General features: G+C 34.3%; 24 protein-coding genes and 1 riboswitch. Of the genes, 6 read left to right on the top strand and 18 right to left on the bottom strand.

Annotated elements, in window-relative coordinates:
* Positions 1–94: 94 nt before the first annotated feature.
* From LKE46_RS03330 to LKE46_RS03290, 9 genes are all read right to left on the bottom strand, one after another.
* Positions 95–715 (bottom strand): TetR/AcrR family transcriptional regulator, encoded by a 621-nt coding sequence (locus tag LKE46_RS03330; protein WP_291718410.1) that lies wholly within the window; start codon positions 713–715, stop codon positions 95–97.
* A 63-nt stretch (positions 716–778) separates the two neighbouring features.
* The gene (locus LKE46_RS03325; protein ID WP_291718409.1) at positions 779–1,591 is read right to left on the bottom strand and encodes a class I SAM-dependent methyltransferase; all 813 of its coding nucleotides are present in this window, start codon (positions 1,589–1,591) and stop codon (positions 779–781) included.
* 95 nt (positions 1,592–1,686) lie between these two features.
* Complete coding sequence (locus tag LKE46_RS03320; RefSeq protein ID WP_291718408.1) at positions 1,687–2,259, bottom strand: CDP-alcohol phosphatidyltransferase family protein; 573 nt, start codon at positions 2,257–2,259, stop codon at positions 1,687–1,689.
* A gap of 582 nt (positions 2,260–2,841) precedes the next feature.
* Positions 2,842–3,321, bottom strand: a complete 480-nt coding sequence (locus LKE46_RS03315; protein WP_291718407.1) for an MFS transporter — start codon at positions 3,319–3,321, stop codon at positions 2,842–2,844.
* A 129-nt stretch (positions 3,322–3,450) separates the two neighbouring features.
* On the bottom strand, positions 3,451–3,894 hold the full coding sequence (locus LKE46_RS03310) for a MarR family winged helix-turn-helix transcriptional regulator (protein ID WP_291718406.1): 444 nt from the start codon (positions 3,892–3,894) through the stop codon (positions 3,451–3,453).
* A 72-nt stretch (positions 3,895–3,966) separates the two neighbouring features.
* Positions 3,967–4,698: an ABC transporter permease gene (locus LKE46_RS03305; RefSeq protein WP_291718405.1), complete on the bottom strand. Its 732-nt coding sequence runs from the start codon at positions 4,696–4,698 to the stop codon at positions 3,967–3,969.
* Positions 4,699–4,710: 12 nt separating this feature from the next.
* On the bottom strand, positions 4,711–5,472 hold the full coding sequence (locus tag LKE46_RS03300; RefSeq protein ID WP_291718404.1) for an ABC transporter permease: 762 nt from the start codon (positions 5,470–5,472) through the stop codon (positions 4,711–4,713).
* Positions 5,469–6,380: an ABC transporter ATP-binding protein gene (locus LKE46_RS03295; RefSeq protein ID WP_291718403.1), complete on the bottom strand. Its 912-nt coding sequence runs from the start codon at positions 6,378–6,380 to the stop codon at positions 5,469–5,471. Before LKE46_RS03295 ends, LKE46_RS03300 begins: the two co-directional genes overlap by 4 nt.
* Before the next feature lie 194 nt (positions 6,381–6,574).
* Positions 6,575–7,750 carry a phosphoribosylaminoimidazolecarboxamide formyltransferase gene (locus LKE46_RS03290; protein ID WP_291718402.1) on the bottom strand — a complete coding sequence of 392 codons (1,176 nt, stop codon included), beginning with the start codon at positions 7,748–7,750 and terminating at the stop codon, positions 6,575–6,577.
* 48 nt (positions 7,751–7,798) lie between these two features.
* Positions 7,799–7,883: riboswitch (ZMP/ZTP riboswitch) on the bottom strand.
* A gap of 146 nt (positions 7,884–8,029) precedes the next feature.
* On the opposite strand from LKE46_RS03290, the gene LKE46_RS03285 reads away from it, so the two are divergent.
* Positions 8,030–8,743 carry a response regulator transcription factor gene (locus LKE46_RS03285; protein WP_106008651.1) on the top strand — a complete coding sequence of 238 codons (714 nt, stop codon included), beginning with the start codon at positions 8,030–8,032 and terminating at the stop codon, positions 8,741–8,743.
* A gap of 14 nt (positions 8,744–8,757) precedes the next feature.
* A complete protein-coding gene (locus LKE46_RS03280) occupies positions 8,758–10,170 on the top strand; it encodes a HAMP domain-containing sensor histidine kinase (protein ID WP_291718401.1) in 1,413 nt (470 codons plus the stop codon).
* Positions 10,171–10,200: 30 nt separating this feature from the next.
* Here LKE46_RS03280 and LKE46_RS03275 read toward each other — a convergent pair whose 3' ends face one another.
* The gene (locus LKE46_RS03275; protein WP_291718400.1) at positions 10,201–11,067 is read right to left on the bottom strand and encodes a LysR family transcriptional regulator; all 867 of its coding nucleotides are present in this window, start codon (positions 11,065–11,067) and stop codon (positions 10,201–10,203) included.
* Between the two features lie 148 nt (positions 11,068–11,215).
* Here LKE46_RS03275 and LKE46_RS03270 point away from each other — a divergent pair, with 148 nt between their 5' ends.
* Positions 11,216–11,953 (top strand): hypothetical protein, encoded by a 738-nt coding sequence (locus tag LKE46_RS03270; protein ID WP_291718399.1) that lies wholly within the window; start codon positions 11,216–11,218, stop codon positions 11,951–11,953.
* Positions 11,954–12,112: 159 nt separating this feature from the next.
* On the opposite strand, the gene LKE46_RS03265 is transcribed toward LKE46_RS03270, so the two are convergent.
* From LKE46_RS03265 to LKE46_RS03250, 4 genes are all read right to left on the bottom strand, one after another.
* Entirely contained in the window at positions 12,113–12,331 is a 219-nt protein-coding gene (locus LKE46_RS03265) for a hypothetical protein (protein ID WP_291718398.1), read from the bottom strand.
* Positions 12,332–12,403: 72 nt separating this feature from the next.
* A complete protein-coding gene (locus LKE46_RS03260; RefSeq protein WP_291718397.1) occupies positions 12,404–12,613 on the bottom strand; it encodes a hypothetical protein in 210 nt (69 codons plus the stop codon).
* A 61-nt stretch (positions 12,614–12,674) separates the two neighbouring features.
* Positions 12,675–13,511, bottom strand: a complete 837-nt coding sequence (locus LKE46_RS03255; protein ID WP_291718396.1) for a nitrogenase component 1 — start codon at positions 13,509–13,511, stop codon at positions 12,675–12,677.
* 14 nt (positions 13,512–13,525) lie between these two features.
* Complete coding sequence (locus tag LKE46_RS03250) at positions 13,526–13,687, bottom strand: hypothetical protein (protein ID WP_291718395.1); 162 nt, start codon at positions 13,685–13,687, stop codon at positions 13,526–13,528.
* Positions 13,688–13,843: 156 nt separating this feature from the next.
* Between LKE46_RS03250 and LKE46_RS03245 the strand changes: the two genes are divergently transcribed.
* Positions 13,844–14,176 (top strand): PadR family transcriptional regulator, encoded by a 333-nt coding sequence (locus tag LKE46_RS03245; RefSeq protein WP_291718394.1) that lies wholly within the window; start codon positions 13,844–13,846, stop codon positions 14,174–14,176.
* Positions 14,177–14,346: 170 nt separating this feature from the next.
* Here the strand turns inward: LKE46_RS03245 and ltrA are convergent, their stop codons facing one another.
* Entirely contained in the window at positions 14,347–15,642 is a 1,296-nt protein-coding gene (gene ltrA / locus LKE46_RS03240; protein WP_291725549.1) for a group II intron reverse transcriptase/maturase, read from the bottom strand.
* A gap of 866 nt (positions 15,643–16,508) precedes the next feature.
* Here ltrA and LKE46_RS17665 point away from each other — a divergent pair.
* The gene (locus tag LKE46_RS17665) at positions 16,509–16,751 is read left to right on the top strand and encodes a VanZ family protein (RefSeq protein ID WP_363316097.1); all 243 of its coding nucleotides are present in this window, start codon (positions 16,509–16,511) and stop codon (positions 16,749–16,751) included.
* A gap of 187 nt (positions 16,752–16,938) precedes the next feature.
* Here the strand turns inward: LKE46_RS17665 and LKE46_RS03235 are convergent, their stop codons facing one another.
* The 3 genes from LKE46_RS03235 to LKE46_RS03225 all read right to left on the bottom strand — a co-directional run bounded on the left by LKE46_RS03235 (position 16,939) and on the right by LKE46_RS03225 (position 18,261).
* On the bottom strand, positions 16,939–17,532 hold the full coding sequence (locus tag LKE46_RS03235; RefSeq protein ID WP_291718393.1) for a recombinase family protein: 594 nt from the start codon (positions 17,530–17,532) through the stop codon (positions 16,939–16,941).
* A gap of 103 nt (positions 17,533–17,635) precedes the next feature.
* A complete protein-coding gene (locus tag LKE46_RS03230; protein ID WP_291718392.1) occupies positions 17,636–17,758 on the bottom strand; it encodes a hypothetical protein in 123 nt (40 codons plus the stop codon).
* Between the two features lie 161 nt (positions 17,759–17,919).
* The gene (locus LKE46_RS03225; RefSeq protein ID WP_291718391.1) at positions 17,920–18,261 is read right to left on the bottom strand and encodes a winged helix-turn-helix transcriptional regulator; all 342 of its coding nucleotides are present in this window, start codon (positions 18,259–18,261) and stop codon (positions 17,920–17,922) included.
* Positions 18,262–18,402: 141 nt separating this feature from the next.
* Here LKE46_RS03225 and LKE46_RS03220 point away from each other — a divergent pair, with 141 nt between their 5' ends.
* Entirely contained in the window at positions 18,403–19,215 is an 813-nt protein-coding gene (locus LKE46_RS03220; protein WP_291725547.1) for a nitroreductase family protein, read from the top strand.
* Positions 19,216–19,334 lie beyond the last annotated feature (119 nt).

Genomic DNA, 19,334 nt, shown 5'->3' with positions numbered 1-19,334 from the left:
GCCCTGCTTCAGGCTATAATACCCGTCTATGAAAAAGTCAATATTTTTTCATAGACGGACTGTACAAAGCTTTTCCTGCTTTCAAAAAACTCGTCTAAAGCTGGAAATCTGCTTTTTGTACTACTTTTCCGATTAAATTGCCACAGACCTCCAAATATAATTTTTCAAATATACTTTCATCGATTACATACCATTTCACAGCTACAATTCCAAACAGTGCCAGTACTCCGTATATTTCTTTATTTGATCTATTTAAATAAATACTTCTCTTTTCCCATATTTCTCTGAGTTTCTGTATAAAAGCCAGGTTTTCCTTTTTGTTTGAATCATTTGTATCAAGGAATACTTCATCTACAAGATTATATGCCTCCCTGGCTTCATATAATTTGTTTTCCCTGGCTTTTTCCTGAAATTTATCTGAAATCTCTATAAAAAAATCTCTTGGTCCTATATTATATTCTTTTACCCAGTCAATTATCTTTGCACGTATTCTATTTTTTTCATCATTTAAAATTTCCCTGTAAAGAGATTCCTTGTTCTTAAAAAAAGTATAAAATCCTCCCAGGGAAATTCCAACCTGTTTAGTCAGCTTCTGAATACGGAAATTCTTAAAGCCATCTTTTTCAAACATTTCCTTTCCATATTGTTTAATTTTTATCCTGATCTTTTCTCTTTCCTCTTCCGTATATGCCCTGCCCATTACAACACTCTCCATTTTATAATCTGCTCTACAGTAGTTTTCTCTTTTATTATATAATACATTATAACCTAAAACTGCTTACTTTTTGCCGTAGATCAGTGCTATACTGCCCAACATAAAAGGAAGTTTAAGTATCCTGGGTATATTTATCTCATCTTCTGACTTTATAATTGCAATTTCAGATACATTATCCTTTTTCAATTCTTCAACAAATTCATCTATATCCCCATAAAGTTTTTTATCCAGGAAAAGATCGTGGAAGGCAAAAGTCCCTCCCTTTTTAACTACTCTGAGAGCCTCTTTCACCACCAATCTTTTATCTTTCTGGCTCTTTACCTCATGAAATACAAAATTGCTTACGGCAGCGTCAAAATATTCATCTTCAAATGGAAGGGCTGCCGCATCACCTCTTATAAAATCAATTCTGTCATCAATTCTTTCAAGGCTGGCATTTCGTCTGCACTGTGCCTCTCCATAATCCCATTCTATTCCCCAATAATCAATTCCCACAAGTTTTGCCCTTTGATACTTTTTTGCCGCCTTTATAGTCATTGCCCCGCTTCCACAGCCGATATCCAGAAGTTTTCCGCTCCCGTCCCATTGTAGATGTCCAAGTACATAATCCAGTATTTTTGAAGAAACAGCCCCTCCATTATAAGAAAACAAGTACCGGGAGATCAGCATATAAAGCAAAAATGCCATAACAATGAGTGTAATTGCCAAAGCAAGTATTCGAAGGATCCATAAAATATAGACAGGTAAATTCATCAAAAATGAAAACTTTCCAAAACTAACTATGCTGATACATATCATTACAATAGACAAGATACCTAGTACATATATGATTTTTAGAGGAACCCAGTTCCCATAATCAGGTTGTTTGACATTCATTTTACCGCCCCTTTCAATATTTCAATTAAAGTAAGTCATACAGTTTTCTGAGAAATAAAAGATCCTATAATAGATGATATTGTTCTGTAAAGCAATCAATCAGATAATAATTTAAAACAGTTCCTTATTCTAAAATATGAAGACAATAGTCCCAATACCAGAATAATATACAATAAAAGATTTACCCCATTTTCAGAGTTGCCATATGTGAACACATTAAAAATACAGGCTGCACCTGGTACAATAAAGAACATAACTGCCACAATTCTTCCCAGCCTGTCAAAAATAAATGGATGTATTGATAATCTGTCATGCCTTTTTATAAAATTTGAAGTACATAAAAATTCTACAAATTTGAGACATATAAATATTAGAAACCATAAAGGCAATATCCTCAAAACCACTAAAGTTATATAAGATGAGCCCAGGAAAAACAAATCAGCAAGAATATCAAATTTGGCACCTTCTGCTGAAGTACAGTTGAACTTTCTTGCAATATAACCATCGATAAAATCGGATATGCATATGCACAAAAATATAACTATCAGGCTCAAAGTTTTCTGCCGCCCATATTTAAACTGTTCCAAAATATTTGATACAAATAAAATGGACATAATTATCCTTGCTGCAGTAATACCGTCAGGTATAAATTTAATTATTTTACACAATTTGAGTTAATCCCTTCATAGATCATCTTTCGTAAGATATATGTTATCAGACATAAGCAGACAATTCAATCCTAAACATATTCTATGGTCATCTTAATATTCCTCCATTTTATATCCAATTCCTCCTTATCCCTATGACTATCCCTGGCTGTTATTATAATAAAAAGACATGAACAAAGTTTTTACCTCAACTCATCATTTTTTATCCTAATGCTACCATTGCTAATATTCCCACGCACTCTGTAAAAGCGACTGTCACCAAATCAAAGATTTGGGACAAAAGAGCAGCCTGCTGCGCCTCCCATAAAATAAGAAAACATAAATACAGTATTATTACGGCTGCGAACCTTGTCCCCCAGAAGTTGTACTCTTGCCTGATTTGATACCTGACCGCACTGATTTCCAAGATCAAGAATAACTGCACCTAATATAAGACCAATAATATGGACCTTAAAAGCTCCTTGTAAGGAATTACATTTGCCGGCTTATCTTTAGGAAAAAGCCCTAAAATAAAAGCAAATAGCAGGACAATGAAAAACGCACCGAAAATATACACAACTCTCCAATTAAAAATTGAACCTATTACTCCACTAAAGGTACGTGAGAGCAAAATTCCAATAAGAAGACCACCATAACATTTCCTATAATCTTGCCCTCCTGACCTTCCGGTGAAAGGTGAGCAGCATAGGGAACAATAATCTGCGGAACAATGGTGGTAAGACCTATTGCAAACATGGATAAAAGCATGACAAAATAATTTTGTGAAAATGCAGTTACAATCAGGGATAAAACTACCAAAACCAACATTCGCAGTATAAGTGAACGTCTTTCGCACATATCTCCCAGGGGCACTATAAATAAAAGTCCAAGGGCATATCCAATCTGAGTGACTGTAGCTGCTATTCCTGCCGAACTCTGTGATACGGAAAAGGCACCCGCAATCTGTGATTCAAGTGGTTGAATATAGTACAAATTTGCAACACAGACTCCGCAGGCAACTGCCATCAGCAAAACTAGTGATTTACTTAAAACAAACTTCTTTTTCTCTCCAAAATCTTTCAATTGTAAAACTCTCCTCAATCAGTATTTAATATCTGAACTTTGAACTTCATATAAAATATATCGGACTTTGGATAAAAAATTATTCTATAGCGTATATGTACTATACACTATAGGTATGGAGAACTTCCTTCAAAGAAGTTTCTCCAGCTGCTCTAAAAAACTATAGATAGCTTCCATGTCCTTCCCGGACTTATCCTGTACACAGGACAAAATAACTCTGTTGATGTTTTCATGATATTTTTTGTGTTCGCAATAAGCTGTCCATCCCTTTTTAGTCAGTAAAACAACAGCCTGGGATTTATTTTCCGGATTCAGTGCCTTTACAATTAATTTTTTACCCTCCAATCTAATGAGCGTTTGTGAAACCGCACCTTTTGTAATATTGTTCCTCCTGGCTATTTCTGACACGGAAAGTTTTTCGTTGTCGCCTATGAACTCAACAAGATGAATTTCTGAAAGGTGAAGCACTGTATCCGTACCAAAATTTCTCGCCTTTTTATCAGTTTCATTAAAACGGTTTATGACATCCAATAACTTTCCAGGTAATTTATCTGCATAAAATTTTCTATCCATATTAACAATTGTATACATCATATACACCACTATCAAGATCAAATGACTCTTAGTTTCGGATAAGCACTCAAACTATATATCCCTGCTTTTAAATTCATGTGCACCAATGAGCGTAAACATTATAAACAAAACAACAGATACCGCATACATATAAAGCGGGAAATTGAAACTTGCATTTGCTGCACCTACCAATACCCTGCCCGGATAATCCCAGGGAAAAAACATCCAGTACCTGGTATTGTCAATTAAAACTGCAGGCAGAGAAAATACCAGCCCAACGCCTAACGGCACAGCAATATTATTGTATTTCATACTCAGATAATACTGAACTGCTATAACAGGCAGTGAAGCTATAATGCAAAGTAACGGAGCATATATTAACTCTTGGGGCATACTCTGATTCTGCGGCGCTATAATCAGACCGGCTAGAATTGTAAGTATCATAAACAGCACAAGATTTAAAAATACTATGCCGCAGCTAACAAGAAGTTTTGCCCTATAAAGCTGTTCTCTTTCTACGGGCAATGTCAGCATCCACTTAAAATTATCCCCGCTGTTTTCTATTCTCACCAGAACAGCCGTCACTATGGTAATAAAAAGCCCTATAATAAACAATCCATAGAAAAGTGAGCTCTGAGTATACACCTGATTCCATACATTTTGTCCTTTTGAGGTAAAAAGCTCTTTATATCTCAAAAAATTTGTAAGACCCAATATAACAAAAAACAATGGAACAAACATAACTATATTCAATATTTTGGAGTGCTTCAATTTCAATAATTCCACTTTATATATACTTTTCATACTATTCACCACCTATTTTATATCCCTTTTATCAAATTCCAGAACCCCTATTACAAGCCATAGTATCCCTGAAGCTATCCCAAAAAAAGCTGCTCTCTGGGCGTCGCTTTTATCTCCCGTAGGCATCGCCAGCAATACATTGGCATAGGGAACCACATAGGAGAGAAATTTACTCTGCGCAAGCATATAGGCCCCTATGCTTCCCGCAAAACCCACGGCCGCAGCTGCCAGTGAGTTCTCCATGTAACAGCTTATAAACTGCTCAAAACCCACCACTCCTAAAACTGTACACAGCTCAAATCCTATATAATTGAAAATCAATCTGTAACTTCCGTCAATATGGAACAAGTTTTTTATAATTATCAGAAATATACCGTTTAAAATCACCAGGATAAATGCAGCTGCAAGCACTACAATCCACTTGGACAAATAAATCTTGCTTCTTTCAACGGGCCTTGATATTATCTGTTTCCAGGTTTTCTCACTGTATTCCATATAATTTACAATAACCGCCACTACAACAATGGATAAATTTAGTAGAATAAACCACAAGGTAGAGGCATGGCTCTCATAAATAAGTGCTCCTATCCTGTCATAAATTCCAAGATCATACAGGGATTTTATATGCTCCTCTGCCATTAAAAAACTATATCTCACGTGCAAATCCGCGGTCAAAAGTAAAAAAGAGAGAACCGGAATGAAAAATACACCCTTCCAGAGTATCGACCTTTTGTATTTCATAAGCTCGGATTTTAAAATTGAAGTAAATGTCATAGTTTTTCTCCCCCTTCAGTAAGATCAAGAAATATTTCTTCAAGGGATTTTTGCACTTCCACAAATTTAAATACCCTATTGTTCTTCAATACCAGCTGTCTTAAAATCTCCTCCGGATCCTCTCCCCTTGGCTTTAATAAAACATCCTTGCCCTCTGTCCTATACTCATATCCACAGCTGTCCAGTGTATCCTGAAGCCTTCTGGAATCCCTGGCTCCTATACAGATCTGACCCTTGCTTTTTGAATGAAGTTCTTCAAGAGTTCCTTGAAACAGCATATTTCCCCTGTTTATAATTCCAATATCATCTGCTACAAGTTCAATTTCACTCAGGTTATGACTGGATATGATGACTGTCATATTGTAGAGCTTGGGAAGTCTTTTAATAAGGCCCCTTATCTCATGGATTCCAGAGGGATCAAGTCCGTTGGTGGGTTCATCCAATATAAGAAGTTCCGGTTTTGATATGAGTGCCTGGGCAATTCCAAGTCTCTGTTTCATGCCGAGTGAAAATTTACTAGCTTGTCTATTTTTCCACTCCGTTAGTTTCACAACCTCCAGAACTTCATCAATATATTTATAGTCAAGTTCCAGAAGTTCCGCCGATACCTGCAGATTTTCATAGGCTGTCAAATTTCCATAATAAGATGGCGCTTCCACCATGGACCCAACTCTCTTCAGAATATCCATTCTGTTTTTCTGAAGATCTTTGCCAAACATACGGACTTGTCCACCTGTAGGCTTTATAAGCCCCAAAAGCATCCTTATAGTTGTGGATTTTCCAGCCCCGTTGGGACCCAGAAATCCGTATACCCTTCCTTTCTTTACAGATAAATTTATTCCCTTTACTGCCTTAAAGTTTTTAAAACTTTTCGTCAAATCTATGGTTTTTACAATATTTTCCTCCATACAATTTCCTCCTTGAACTAGCATATGAACATATAATAGATCCTGCAGCTTAAATCCCATTTATCAAAACCTTAAGGGAACCTTAAATTCCATTTGATAAATAAAAAAGCCTTCTATGAAATAGGCTCTATCATAAAAGGTTTGAATTTTACCAAATTTTTTTATATCTTTGAAATGTATCTTTCTCTTTTCCTCTAATGATGAAACAGCCTTAAATCTGAAAAGGCCATTACCATATTATAATCATTGCAGGCTTCTATCACAGCATCATCTCTTATGGAACCGCCTGGCTCAACAATGTACTCAACCCCGCTTTTAGATGCCCTGTCTATGTTATCCCTAAATGGGAAAAATGCATCAGAGCCTAGAGAAACTCCTTTAAGTTTTGAAATCCAATTTTTCTTCTCCTCTTCCGTAAGCTTTCTTGGAACTTCAGTAAATACATCTTTCCAGTGTCGTGTCTCCTCTTCTGTTACATCATTACGAAGATACTGATCTATTGCATTATCTTTCTCAGCTTTTTTAAGTCCGTCTCTAAATGGAAGTGATAAGACTGAAGGATGCTGTCTTAAAAACCATACGTCTGCTTTTGATCCGGCAAGTCTTGTGCAGTGAATTCTCGACTGCTGTCCTGCACCAACTCCAATCACCTGTCCATCAAGCACAAAACATACAGAATTGGATTGAGTATACTTAAGTGTAATCATTGATATTAAGAGATCTCTCTTTGCATTTTGAGTGAGATCTTTTCTTTTTGTTACTATATTTTTCAAAAGTTCATCTGTTATAATTGCGTTATTCCTTTTCTGCTCAAAGGTTACTCCAAATATTTCTCTTTTCTCCATTTCACAGGGTTCATAATCTCTGTCAATTTGAATTATGCAGTAATTTCCTCTCTTTTTCTTCTTTAAAACTTCAAGAGCCTCCTTACTATAGGCCGGCGCAATTATTCCATCAGAAACAGCACTTTTTAATACTTTAGCCGTAGATAAATCAACTTCATCACTTAAAGCCGCAAAATCTCCATAAGAAGACATTCTATCGGCACCTCTCGCCCTGCAATATGCAGTAGCTGCAGGCGAAAGCTCCTCATCCCCAGCCGCATATACCTTCTTCAGTATGTCATCAAGCTGCACTGCAACTGCAGCACCGGCAGGACTTACATGTTTAAAAGAGGCCGCACTTGCAATACCTGTAGTATTTTTCAATTCCTTTACAAGCTGCCATGAATTAAGTGCATCCATGAGATTTATATATCCGGGCTTGCCATTTATAATTCTAAATGGAAGTTCTCCTTTTTTCATATAAACCCTGGCAGGTTTCTGATGTGGATTACAACCATACTTTAATATAAGTTCATTATTTTTCATCTGCATTACTCCCTTCCAAATTTGAACACAAAAAAACCCGGGTAAATTATTAATTACCCAGGCGGTCGATACAACTTCTATTCAATCATGCTTCCCATGGTAAACTCCATTTCCGCCAGTCACATGATCACTTATTTATCCATTAAATTATATTATACTCCAATATCCATGTCAATGATTCAAACCTTAACAGAACATTAAAATTTTGTATCTTAGGCGAAGGATACCTAAATGATGCTATAATTAAAATATATATATTTTTGACCATTGGAGGTAAAAATGCAGGATCAAATTTTAGATAGAAAGATACTTTTAATAGATGATGAAGTTGAGCTTTTAAAGCTGATGGAGACGGTCCTTAGAAAAGAAGGCTTCAGGAGAATATTCAAAGGAAAAAATGGATCAGAGGGTATAAAAATATGCAGAAACGAAAAACCTGACATAGTAGTTCTGGACATAATGATGCCGGATATGGACGGATTTGAAGTGTGCAGAAATATAAGGAATTTTTCTTTTGTGCCTATTATCTTTCTGTCTGCAAAATCTGAAGATGTAGATAAAATACTTGCCCTGGGAATGGGTGCGGACGATTATGTAACCAAACCTTTCAGTCCAAAGGAGGTGGCTTTCAGGATCAAGGCACATTTGCGTAGAAATATATATATTAAAAATGAAATGTCAATGAAAAAGAAAAAGATAAGCTTCGGAGACATAACAATTGACCCTGCAAAAGGCGAAGTGTCAAAGTCAGGTAAAAATATAACACTTACTCCCAAGGAATATCACCTGTTATGTTACATGGCCCAAAATGCCAATCAAATTCTAACCAAACAGATGATATGCAGTGAAGTCTGGAAAGACAGCTATGAGGGATATGACAACACAATTATGGTTCATATAAGAAAACTAAGGCAAAAATTAGAAGACAATCCTTCCAGTCCAAAATACATAATTACAGCCAAAGGCCTGGGTTATAAGCTGAAAATTCAATGAAGAGGTAGCTTAATATGAAAATCAGAAACAAAATCAAAACCAATTGGAATATCACTACAAGATTTCTTGTAACACTGATATTCATAGTTATAATTGAATTATTTATAAATCTGCTTTTCTGGAATCAGATAATTCTGTATACCAAGGAAAACTTTACCGCTCCCACCCCGGAGAAATTCACATTGAATTTCTCCAAATATATGGCCTTTAAAAATGGAATACCCTTTGTAAAAGAAGAAGGTATAAGACAAATTCAAGAAAACAATGTCTGGATTCAAATAGTAGATGAAAATTTCCGGGAAGTCTATTCTTTTAAAAAACCCAGTACAGTTCCCGTTAAATATATTCCCATAAAATTTGCCCATATCTACAAATACGACATAGCCAACTCTTCCATATTTATAGGCGAAAAGAAATATGGAAGCAGGAACTTTTCCTATATAATAGGTTTCCCTCTAAACAGGGTGGCAAAACACACCCTTGTCTTCAATCCCTCTTCACTGAGAAGTTTTTTCTGGAATGGAGTTCTGCTGTTATTGGGTATGGATATACTGGTGGCAGTAATTATATCTTATTTTGTATTTGGAAAGAAGATGGGAAAACCACTTCAAAACATAGTCAACGGCATAGATGAACTTTCAAAGGGCGCTTATGGAACTAATTACCAGGAAAAAGGTGTCTATAAAGGCGTTTTTTCAAACTTAAACAATCTAGGCAAAACTCTCGGAGAAAACAAGAAAAAAAGAGAAGAACTGGATAAGATAAGATCTACCTGGATTTCCTCCATATCCCATGACCTGAAAACTCCACTATCCTCCATAAAGGGCTATGCCGAAATAATGAAAGACCCTGACTATACTTTTTCCAAAGATGAGATTCAGCAGTACTCGGAGATAATATACAATAAATCCACCTACATACAGTCATTAATCCAGGATTTAAACTTAACTTACAAATTAAAAAACAAAGCCATACCCCTAAAAAAGGAAGAGGCAAACATGACCCTGCTTTTACAAAATACAATCATAGAAATTTTAAACAATCCCCTTTATTCAAATAAAAATGTGAATTTCTACCCTGAAAATGAAAATATAAAAGCTTTCGTAGATAAAAAATTTTTAAGAAGGGCGCTGATCAATTTAATTTTAAATGCCATAATTCACAACAAGGACAACGTGCAGATTGACATTTCAATTTACAAGAAAGATAAAATCCATATTACAATAAAAGATAATGGCAGAGGTATACCTGAAAAAGATCTGAATTATGTTTTTGAAAGATATTACAGAGGGACAAATACCAGTTCTTCCACCGAAGGCTCAGGTCTTGGCATGGCAATATCCAAGCAGATAATAGATGCACAAGGCGGAAGTATAAATATAGAAAGTACTCTGGGTGAAGGTACAACTATAAGTATAATTTTATAGTATTCAACTTTAGATTTTTATCCTGCAGAGCTAAAGTTCATTACCGAAGATATCCATAAATTTTATCAACGAGCTGGACATAAACTTATCTTTTCGATAAATAAATACTGTTGGTACACTTGTACATAAATTTTGGATAGTATGGCATTTGAGCGTACCAGCTTGTACATACCTTTCTACTACGGATAATGGGAGCAGGGTTACACCTAAACCTGAACACACACTGGAAATAATAGCCCCAAGTGAATCGAATTCTATAATTTTATTTGGTATCAATCCTTCATTGTACAGCAATTGTTCTAATATTTTTCGATAAGAGCACCCTACAGGAAATACTAGTAAAGTTCGAGTCTGAATATCTCCCATAGATGAAATAGCAGGCTGTGCTGTATCTGTAATAAATACCAGATTTTCATCAAAAACCGTTTTTTGAACCAATTCAGGATGATTAATTGGGCCCATTACAAAAGCACCATCCAAATTATATTCAAGAATTTCTCGAATATTTTTTTCAGTTGTTCCTGTCTTTAAGGTCAAATCCACATTGGGATAATTCTTGTGATATATTGAAAGCAGCTTTGGTAAATGGACTGCTGCGGTTGTCTCCATGGATCCTATACGTAAAGGTCCTCTTGGAATATTATCCTCTTTTACTGCACTAGTAGTCTCATCTATAAGACGGAATATTTTCTCAGTGTATTTAAGTAACATATGCCCCTTGACCGACAATGTAACACCTCGATTATGCCTGTAAAATAATGAAGTTTCCATGTAAGATTCCAGCTGCTGAATTTTAGTAGAAATATTAGACTGTGCATAATTAAGTTCTCGTGCCGCTTTTGAAATACTTCCCATCTTAGCAACCATCTGAAAAATCTTTAAGACTTGTAAATCCATAAGATTATCCCCTTATACATAAATTTCCTTTTCTTTATATTGCCATCTTTATTATAGATATCTAAAATCTGTTTTTTATATTATACCATATATCAAAACAGCTGTATAATATATGTATCAAGAGCTTTAAAATAATGGAGGTATCGTAATGATAGATTTCAATAACTGTATATATGTTGCAAGTTGTGTATTTACTAGAGAAAATCCGGCTTTAAGTGTGAAAATTCAAGATTATTTGAAAAAACGATTTCATATGCAGATAATAAGGTGTTGTGTTCCCAAGTACAAGCTGGAGGAGTTTACGGATGATATGCCAGAATGGCTGCAGCCCCGCTGGAGAAATACTCCTGATTTCAAAAATTTCACTGTAGATAACACAATGGTTTATGTCTGTCATAATTGCGCGGCCATCTTTCAGGAAACCATGCCTGATGTGAAGAGGATTTCGCTGTGGGAGCTTATCCTAAATGATACAAAATTTCATTTTCCTGATTATTCACATGAAAAAATAACTTTACAGGACTGTTGGCGTTCCTATGATAACCATTCAGAGCAGGAAGCTGTCCGGGAATTGCTGAAGAAAATGAATGTAGATGTGGTAGAACAAAAAGAGAATTATGAAAAAACGCAGTTTTGTGGTATATCATTGTATGCACCTTCTCCAAAACGGAATCTGAACTTAGCTCCAAGAAGATTTGTAGAACATGCAGATGGGAAATTCATTCCACATACAAAAGAAGAACAGATAAAATTAATGGAAGAACACTGTCAGAAAATCACTACCGATAAAGTGGTTGCATATTGTCATTACTGCGTCAAAGGGCTTAGCCTCGGTGGAAAACAAGCAAAGCATTTGGCAAGTTTATTATTTGGCACACAAAAATAACAAATATTTATTACAAAACATAAAATCAAAAACATACATCTGCAAGAATATCCCGTCAGGGATTTTCTACATCCAGTGCTCTTATAGTGTGAGCACTACTTTTTTATATAAGCCTTTCTATATTTATAAGGTGTCGTACCAACCATACTTTTAAAACATCTAGTAAAGTGGCTTTGAATAAAATTTTGCATGATACTTCAGTATTTCAATCATATTTACCAAAAAGCAGCTCTGACATTCCAATAATGAAGAAAATTCATCCATCAACAGAGAAAACATTCTGTATATACCATTTTCACAATAAGCATCTTCAACTACAGGCTCTGGAAAATAAATATTATCAGTTTCCCTAAACATTTCACAATTCAACATAAACATACCTAATATAATAATACTACTGAAAAATTTGATCCATATATAAGTATCCTATGTTGAATTAGCATAAATTATCTAGTCTTTTATATACGCAAAAGGATTTTTAGTATACCAGTTCTTTTTATAGGGAAGTTTTACATTTTCGGATAATTTGCGTTGAAAAGAAGTATTTTCCAACAATCTCACCATTCTCCTTGCTATTTCATAAACTCCTTTATACCCAAAATAATTTGAAGGTCCTCCAAATAAAGGAACTGTTGGAATCCCAAGCTTGGATATCCACACTCCACTTCCTGCATGTGCCAGACATATGTCCGGTTTGTCTCTATTTACTATATTAATTAATTCAAATACTTGACTTGGTCCATTTCTCTACTGCAGAAAAAATTTCATTTTCTTCAACTGCAATTATTTTGCCGGCTTTTTCTTCAAGATTAAACTGTTTCGCAACTGTCATTAACCATTCACTTGTATTTTTTATCCCAACTGGCATATTATGAATTACATATGGTATATCAAATTTTTGCTTTAGGAATTTTAAGAAATAATCATTATGTACATTACAAAGGCTTATATTCAACGCAGCCTCGGACAAATTTGCAAAATCTTTAGGGTATACAAAATCCGGAAATATTCTTACCTCAAGGCCCAAAGTTTCTAATAGCCTTCCAATTTCAACTTCATCCGGATAAGTTAATGATCCAAAATTAAATAAATTGACAATTTTTCTCTTGAAATTATTTGCATTATGGGAATGACCAGAGGAGAGATCCAAATTACGACCTATTCCATGATAATAGGTATCATAGGCATTTGCCACCACCGGAGATTTAATACCTTCACAATGCATTGGTATTATTTTCGCATTCACAACTTCCTGAGTTATTTTTACCACCTCTTCAATATCATCACCAATCATACTTGGAGAACAAGTATTCATAACGATAATAGCCACCGACCTATAACGCTTATCTGCCTCTTTTATTGTTTCCTTTAATTTATCTTCACCACCGTCAATAATTTCTTTTTCATTCAGATTTGTAGATAACCATATTAAAGATTTAGGAACTTTTCCCCTTACCTTTGTTCCAGACCTAGTTAAAAAATTTGATGTATGAGTCTGGGAGCCACACCCAACAGGGCCATGAATTATAAACACAGTATCCGGCATTGTAAGTGCCATTCCCAGAACCAAACTTAGCTGGCAGGCACTCGCCTGAGAAAACTTCTTTTCTTATTCTTTAAGCACCCATTTTTAGAGCAGTTCAACAATTCACAGGAACTTCCACCAAAAGCACTTCCAACAAGTTTCAACCTCTGTTCACGCATAGGAGCAACTTTATTTTTAAAATAATCCACTAAAATCTACCTCCCCATAAAAATGATATCCAGCAAGTCTTCCATTAGATGCAATCCACCATTATATCCAGCATATCCTCTATCCAATATTGCCCTTAATATACCTTGTATTACTACGTATTTTATGTTATTTTTATATAAATGGTAGGTGATAAATTGGATAAGGAACTTTTAAAAGGAAGCATAGATATTTTAATACTTCTTCTAATTCTAAATAGCGATAAATATGGCTACGAAATTGCAAAAATAATAAAAATAAATACAAATAATATGTATCAAATGCAAGAAGGTACTCTCTATCCAGCATTAAAAAGATTAGAACAAAAGAAGTTAATAGAATCCTATTGGCAAAATTCTCCTAATAAAATAAAAAGAAAATACTATAAAATAACTGAGAATGGCAGAATAGAATTAGCCTTTAAATTAAAATGTTGGGATCGTATAGATAATTTAATTAAAACCTTTATAAATGAGAGGGAGGGTATATGATGTATAGTAGTATAAAAAAATACGCTGAAGAAATTGTAGATACTTTAGATATTACAGAAAAAGAAAAATCAGATTTAAGTCGAGTAGACTTACACCTCACAATGTAAGCCCCTCACAGAATCCGTACGTGCGGCTTTCCCGCATACGGCTCCTCATAATAACATTCACAGTTAAAACAGTTTAAAATATATCTTTGGTCTTGCTAGCGGATAATACTTTAGCATTTCTGTATATCCATCCCAGCAGTAGCTTTTCTTATCACTTCGTCTGTTAAGAGTCTTACATAGAAATTTCTGTACTCTATGCAAAAAGTTTGTTATCATCTTACCATTGAAAGATACGCCATAGTACCTATAATGCCCAACCAATTTCAGATTTAATGCCTTTATCATTTCTTTAACCGGCATAGTTCTATTATCATATAGCCACTTTTTAGTATTCTTCAGCTTTTGTCTGAATTTCTTCCTACTTGTTTGCAGCTTGATACATGGATATCCTCTGCGACTTCTTCCACAGAAAAATGTAAATCCTAAGAAATCGAATGTTTCTGGTTTTCCCTCTCCCCTTGCTTTCCGATTACTTTCTGCATATTTGCCAAATTCAAGCAATCTACTTTTACTATCTTCAAGTTCTAGGTTAAACTTTGCCATTCTTATCTTAAGTTGTTCATAATATTTCTTTGCTTCCCATTTATACTGGAATCCTGCTATAAAATCATCTGCGTAAACTACAAGGAAGCTATCTCCCTTAATTCCTTTTGAGAAAATAATCTTGTACCATAATATCAAAACATTGTGCATATAAATGTTTGCTATTATTGGACTCATTATATTTCCTTGCCCAGAACCATCCATGCTTTCCTGAAATACTCCATCGGTCATTACACCAGCTTTCAAGTATTTCTTAATCAGCCATAATACATTGGGGTCTTTTATGTACACTCCTAAAAATTTCATTATCCACTCATGATTCATATGGTTAAAGAATCCTTTGATATCTGCATCAACAATGTAGTTTATCTTTCCACTATGCATTCTGTTGTATACTTCCTTTATAGCATCATGACAACCACATCTTGGTCTGAAACCATACATATTTCTTAGAAATCTTGGTTCATAAATTGCCTCCAGTATCTTCTTCACAGCAAGTTGTACTATCTTATCTTCATAGGATGAAATTCCTAACGGTCGCATTTTACCATTACCTTTTGGTATAAATACTCTTAATGATGGTAACGGCTTGTATGACTTATTCTTTAGCCTTTTTACTAGGTTTGATATATTTTCTTCTAGATTTACTTCATACTCTGCTTTTGTAACTTTATCAATGCCTACTGCCTTCTTCCCGTCCAGTTCTCTGTGACATTGTTTAAGCATTTCAGCATTAATATGATGATACAGTGAAGTAAATTCTGGTCTTCTTGTATGGGCTGATATTTCTGCTATTCTTTCTAATTTTGTTTCCATCATTTCTCCTGTCCCTGAGTACAGATGATGTGTCCTCAGAAAGATTGTTATTATGTAGTCTCCTTCCCTCCACTGGCATTACCCAGTCTCATCAGTACTATGAGACTATCCGACTGCCTGTCATTCATTTGACATTCTCCGTTTTATTGTCGTTTGCCATACTTATTCTCAAGAAACAACAGGCTCTCCCCAGTTGATAATTAACCACAGTGTAAAGCATGATTGGCCCCTTGACCCCGCAGTGCCACATAGTTCTTGCCATTATGACTTATGTGATGTTGTTTTCCGCAGTAATTAATACGTCAACCATCTGGATGTATAAAATTTCGAGGCTCAATAGCTCTTCAACCCTACTTTCTCGCTGTCTACGCTTAGCTCCCACCATTACTGATGACAACTCAAGACTCGCTACTGTTGGTTGGCTAGACCTTACTCAGACAGGATTTCCACCTGCTAGGTTAATTACCCTTTGCTGGGCGCACAATTACTATTTATTGACCATTTAAATTCATTAAAAAATGACTATATAAATAAGGGGTATAGTGAAAATAAATCCATAAAATTAGCAATTAAAGATTTTGGAGATCAAAAAAACATTTCAGATGAATTTAATTTTGAGACATATTCATACAATAAAAAAGTGAAAAATTTTTTATTGCCTGTTTTGTTATATATATTGTAGCATTAATATTTGTGTCTATTAATCCAGGAAGAAACATATCCCAATGGGTTGCTATAGCAAGATTAAATGGTGGATATTTAGGTGTAACAGTTAATATTATACCTTTTAAGACAATAATAGGATATATAATATCATTTCATAATAATAATATCTTTATATTTTTATATAATATTTTTGGTAGAATATTAATATTCATACCTCTGGTATATTATTACCACTCTGTTCTAAAATGTACAACAATTTTAAAAATATTATCAAAATAGCTTTATGTATAAGCTTCTTTATAGAAATAATAAAACTTATTCTTCCCTTAGGAATTTCTGATATTGATCACATTATATTAGCTATTATAGGATCTTATGTAGGTTTACTAATATATAAATTAATTTTAAAACTCATAATAAAAGGTACAAAAACATGTAAATAAATAGAATCGGAGTAATAAATCTTTGGAGAAAAGGCATTGAATATATCGAACAATCTTCCAAAGAGCGTAGTAAGTAAACTTACTATGCTGCAGTGTAGTCAATCACCGTATCATAACCTGTGTTTGAGATGGGAGATACCTAATATCGTTAGCAGAGTTACAAGTTCCCACCTCTATAGGCGGTGAGTTATTGACAGTCCTTAATATATCTATATAATGTGGCTCTGCTAACGCCTAGTAATTTTGCAAATTCTACTGCTGTAATGCTTTTTTCTTTCCATTTATTATAATATTTCTCGAAATCCTTGGGTAGTTTCCTTCTGGGCCGGCCAAGTATAACTCCATTTTTTTTTGCAGCCTTTAACCCTTCTCTAACCCTGGATCTTATTTTTTCCCTCTCTTTATCTGCAATATATGAGAGGAAGCCTATAAGCATGTTGTTTATAGTATAATCAAGCTTTTCGTCACCTGTATGAATTAATGGTGTATCAAGTATCTCAACTTTTATACCCTTTTCAAAGAAATATTGAAGCTCTTTTGGTGTGTCCATGAAGTTCCTGCCTAGTCTATCAAGCTCTTTTATAACTATCATATCACCTTTTCTTACAACCTGCTTTAGTGCTCTATATTGTTGCCTCTCAAAGTCTTTTCCACTTGCTTTATCCTCAAATATAGCATCATATTTAATATTCCTGGATTCAGCATATTTTTTTAAAGCTTCATGCTGTCGATCTACATTTTGATCCTTTGTGGACACTCTAATATACGCATATATTTTCATCTTTTGTCTTTAGTCCTTTACTTTTAATATCCTCGATTTGCTAATAAACCAATTCATTGTTGATACCTCCTGAGTACTCATAGTTTTTTTAATTACGTTTTACTTATTTTTTAATTTCTTTGTCCACAGCCTCTATAACGTCTGCAATCACCTGGCAAAATAAAATCTTTGCAAGTATTTTCTGGCTCAATTCCTTTCCAATTATCACGATTTCAAAACATGACACGGATGCTCCTTCTACCCCAAAACTCTTTTATAATATTAAAAATAAAAGACCAGACTTTATAACTAAATTAATTTAGTTATAAACCTAGTCTCTAGTTTTCTGGTTAACTGCTGTTGTATAGATTTAAACTTTACTTTCTAAATTTCGATATCAATATCCTGTCAAAGGCATTGCGATTTATTTACATTTATATATTCATGTGCCCATTCAGATAAATTCTCTAAAATTGGAATAAGAGTTTTTCCTGTATATGTAAGAGAATATTCTACTCTAGGTGGTATTTCATTATATACAAATCTATTGACAAGTCCATTTTCTTCAAGTGATTTAAGCTGCTGTGCAAGCATTTTTTGTGTTATTTTAGGCATTTTCCTTTTTAATTCTCCAAATCTTAGAGTATTGCTGCTCAAATACCAAAGAATAATTGGTTTCCATTTTCCACCTATTATATTTAAAGTTAATTCCATAGAACATTGGTATTCTGTATTTTTATATTTTATCATTAGGAACATCTCCTTAAATAGTATACAAATGGTTACTATAGCACTTATAAGTGCGTACTTGTCATGTTTTACATTTATATATATTATTATAGCGTAAGTAGTTTTCGTATACAAATTTCAAACAAAAATGAGGCGTAGATGGTGAAATTAATTAAGATAAACAAAGAGAAATGTATTAAATGTGGAATTTGTACTAAAGTGTGTCCAACAAAGTTTTTACATATGGACGAAAATGGTCCAAAAGAGGTCGTTGAAAAAGTTTGTATCGACTGCGGACAATGTACTGCAGTATGCCCTAATAGTGCAATTGACAATATTAAAACTCCTTTAAAAAATCAGATTAAATTAGAAACATTTCCTGTAATAAATGAAGTAACAGCGGAAAAATTTCTTAGATCACGCAGATCGATTCGCTGTTATAAAGACATAACTGTAGAAAAAGAAAAACTTATAAAATTAGTTAATATTGCGAGGCTTGCCCCTACGGCAAGTAATAGCCAGGGGATTTCATATATTATTATTAAAAATAGAGAGTTGCTTAGAAAATTGACAGAAACTGTAATGGCGTGGATGGAAGAACAAGTAACCAAGTCATCAGGATACTGGAGTTTTTCTGCTCATATTAAAGATTACAAGGAAAATCGAAACGATGTAATACTACGGGATGCACCCAATTTGATTTTGGGAACTGCTTCTAAAGATTTAAAAAATGGCAGACAAAATACAATTTCACAGTTTACATATATGGAGCTTTTTGCAACCTCTTTAGGACTAGGAAGCTGCTGGGCCGGACTATTTGAGATGTGTGCTTTTGCAGAATATGCACCTCTATTAGATTTGATTAATATTTCCCAGGATAAAGTAGTAACGGGTGCTGTTATGGTTGGATATCCAAAATATAAATTTCAGAGATTAGTTAATAGAAATCCACTAAAAGTTAATTTCATTGAATGATATTCTAATGTACAGTAGATATTAGCTTAAAAAAGCACTATCATCACCGTATTCTATCTTTTACAGTGACAATAGTGCCGATATTTTTGGTACTCGGATGAATCTATATTGAATTATAC

The sequence above is a fragment of the Clostridium sp. genome, from assembly GCF_022482905.1.
In the GTDB taxonomy this organism is placed as follows: Bacteria; Bacillota; Clostridia; order Clostridiales; family Clostridiaceae; genus Clostridium_B.
This window is presented reverse-complemented; position numbering and strand designations above follow the sequence as displayed.